The organism is Acinetobacter sp. UBA2063 (genome assembly GCF_002333245.1).
In the GTDB taxonomy this organism is placed as follows: Bacteria; Pseudomonadota; Gammaproteobacteria; order Pseudomonadales; family Moraxellaceae; genus Acinetobacter; species Acinetobacter parvus.
Genome location: NZ_DDAH01000222.1, coordinates 1 through 2,504 on the forward strand (window position 1 = coordinate 1; position 2,504 = coordinate 2,504).

The following is a 2,504-nucleotide window of genomic DNA, read 5'->3' on the forward strand; positions in this document are numbered from 1 at the left end:
ACGCTCTTCCGATCTAAAAAGGTGGCTTAAATGCCACCTTTTTAATCATGCCCTTAGAATCAATTCATAACCCGTATATTTACGGATATTGATCACCCCAATATCCAGTAATAAATACTGACCTTTAATGCCCTGCAAGACACCACGAATTGTGGGTGTCTTGTCCAGATTCAACGATTTAATCTTTTCTGGATATTGCTCAACTGGATAAATAAATTCTCTGGGCAATTCATTTTCCAAAAATTCCAGATTTTCATCAAACTCAAGGTTTTGGCTAAATTCATCACGAATTGTTTGAATTTTAGGAGCAAATTCCTCAAGAATCTGATCGCGCTGTTCAATCAGGTTTAAAGGTTCAGCTTCACCTTTGAGTAATTTACGCCAATCTGTTTTATCGGCAATCTGAGTACCAATTAATGTTTCCAGATGCCCAGACAAGCGGCGTGAACCCACTTTCAGGATGGGAAGCGCCTGCGTTGCGCCTTGGTCCAGCCAACGGGTTGGCATATTCACAATTCGGGTAATCCCGATTTTTAGGGCACTTGAATTGGCCAAATAAACGATATGAGGCTGGAAGCAAACGCTATGCGCGAACTCATCCTCACGGCATGTATCCAGATGGTAATGGCAGGTTTCGGGTTTCATAATACACAAATCACATTCCGCCTTGGTTTTAAAACACTTAAAACAATGACCCTGTGAATATGACTTTGGGGTTTTGGCACCGCATGAGGTACAGAAAATATTACCTGTCCATTCAATCTCCAAATCTTGCCCTAAAACAAAGGGTAGGTCGATTTCTGAACGATCCAATATAAATTTATATTCAACATTTGCCTTGTGGATTGTCTGATCGGGTACACTATGCGTCTTGAGCGCTGCGTGCATTTTATGGCAAATGCCTTGTAGTTCCATCATCCTCTCTCTTTTCAACTTAGGTGGCTTATGGCTGGACAAAATGTCATCACTTCGATGCTAGACGATTTATATAGAGAACAGCCCATTGCTACCGCACTGTGTATTGGTCAAAACATTGACCATCATGCTTCAATTCAATGGCATTATTTTAACGTAACTGACTTTTTAAATCTGCCATTTACACAGCGTTATGATTTAGGTTTTGTATTATTTGATACTGAAGAAATGCAGAACATCAATCAAACGCAAAAGGCACAGTTATTGGTGAAGTTGCGTGACCTCATGGCAAAACGAATTGTTGTGGTCAGTAAACTGGATGATGAAAGGCTGTTGCGGTCGCTGGGTTTTACCCAGCTCATTGACAAGACTACCCATGAGAGTAATTTTGCTTTATGGCAGTTTAATATTTTGACCTATAAGCATGTACCAGACTGGTTTAACTCCAAGTTCTGGGCCAATCCTGAAAACTGGAATAAATTCCGCTGGTAAATCTCAGCAATGGTTTAATTTCTGTGGAACTTCAACCATTCAACAGGCAAGATTGAATAGAGATTTATCGCAAGCTCTTGCAAAATTTAACAATTCAATTTTGTTTTGTGTATTCAAAGCAGCGTATTCTTTTTGGATAAATAATTCCAAAAGGAACATATAAGTTATGACAGATTTAACCAACATTGTTGAAATTTTAGCAAAACAGGCTTTAGGCAGTCAGCAGCAATCAGGTCAGGGTGGTGGTTTAGGCGGAATTTTAGGTTCGGTATTGGGGCAGCTTGGTGGACAACAGCAACAAAATAACCAGAACCAGCAACAGGGCGGTCTAGGTGGAATTCTTGGTTCTGTGCTAGGCCAATTAGGTGGTGGCAATACTTCAACACAAACTAATGCGACGGCAGGTGGCAACACGGCACAAACCTTGTTAATCGCCGTTTTGCCTTTAATTCTTGCATGGATTCAAAAACAGGGCGGTTTGCAAGGCGCATTGGATAAACTGAAAAATGCAGGTTTGGCCAATCAGGTACAAAGCTGGGTCGATCCACACCAGCAAAATGCACAGGATATTCCAGCACAAAATATTCAAAGCTTATTTGATGAACAGGATGTGGAACAGGTTGCCCAGCAAACCCAAACACCAAAGTCAGCAATTTATGGCGCAATTGCTTCAGTCTTGCCCCAAGTGATTGATTCCTTAACTCCACAAGGTGGAAACACTAATCCACAGGAAGCCAACAATGATATTCAACAAGTTTTAAACTTGCTCAGTGGTTTCTTAAAGAAATAAAATGGATAAAACAAAAGGGCATATCGCCCTTTTGTTTCTTTATTTAGAACTGAACTTCAAATTAGAAGTTATATTCCATACCTAAACCTATAGTAGTTTTCTTTGTTTCAGGTTCAGAGACAGTTGTCCAGTCACGTTTTTGTTGAGCAACAATACCGTAGAAACGAGCTTGTTTATTGATTTGATAGTCAGCACCTACACCGTAAAGGTCTTGTTTAAGTTCCTTTTTCCCCGCGATAATAGCTGCATCTGTTTCACTTTTAGCAGAAATATATTGTGCTTTTAACTTCACAGGTGTTGATGGAAT

General features: G+C 40.1%; 3 protein-coding genes and 1 pseudogene. 2 read left to right on the forward strand and 2 right to left on the reverse strand.

The features are described from left to right. Positions 1 to 45: 45 nt before the first annotated feature. Positions 46 to 915, reverse strand: a complete 870-nt coding sequence (locus tag B4H32_RS10545) for a DUF2797 domain-containing protein (protein WP_286802989.1) — start codon at positions 913 to 915, stop codon at positions 46 to 48. Positions 916 to 945: 30 nt separating this feature from the next. Here B4H32_RS10545 and B4H32_RS10550 point away from each other — a divergent pair, with 30 nt between their 5' ends. Together B4H32_RS10550 and B4H32_RS10555 are read left to right on the forward strand one after the other, a co-directional pair. Beyond that, a complete protein-coding gene (locus B4H32_RS10550; protein WP_286802985.1) occupies positions 946 to 1,407 on the forward strand; it encodes a DUF6231 family protein in 462 nt (153 codons plus the stop codon). Positions 1,408 to 1,573: 166 nt separating this feature from the next. Further along, a complete protein-coding gene (locus B4H32_RS10555) occupies positions 1,574 to 2,197 on the forward strand; it encodes a YidB family protein (protein ID WP_286802987.1) in 624 nt (207 codons plus the stop codon). A gap of 61 nt (positions 2,198 to 2,258) precedes the next feature. Here B4H32_RS10555 and B4H32_RS10560 read toward each other — a convergent pair. Further along, positions 2,259 to 2,504 (reverse strand): annotated as a pseudogene (locus tag B4H32_RS10560) (porin); the annotation flags it as partial.

Bases quoted from the DNA above. Each gene is read 5' to 3' on its own strand.
- B4H32_RS10545 (WP_286802989.1), bottom strand. From the start codon at position 915: ATGGAACTACAAGGCATTTGCCATAAAATGCACGCAGCGCTCAAGACG.
- B4H32_RS10550 (WP_286802985.1), top strand. From the start codon at position 946: ATGGCTGGACAAAATGTCATCACTTCGATGCTAGACGATTTATATAGA.
- B4H32_RS10555 (WP_286802987.1), top strand. From the start codon at position 1,574: ATGACAGATTTAACCAACATTGTTGAAATTTTAGCAAAACAGGCTTTA.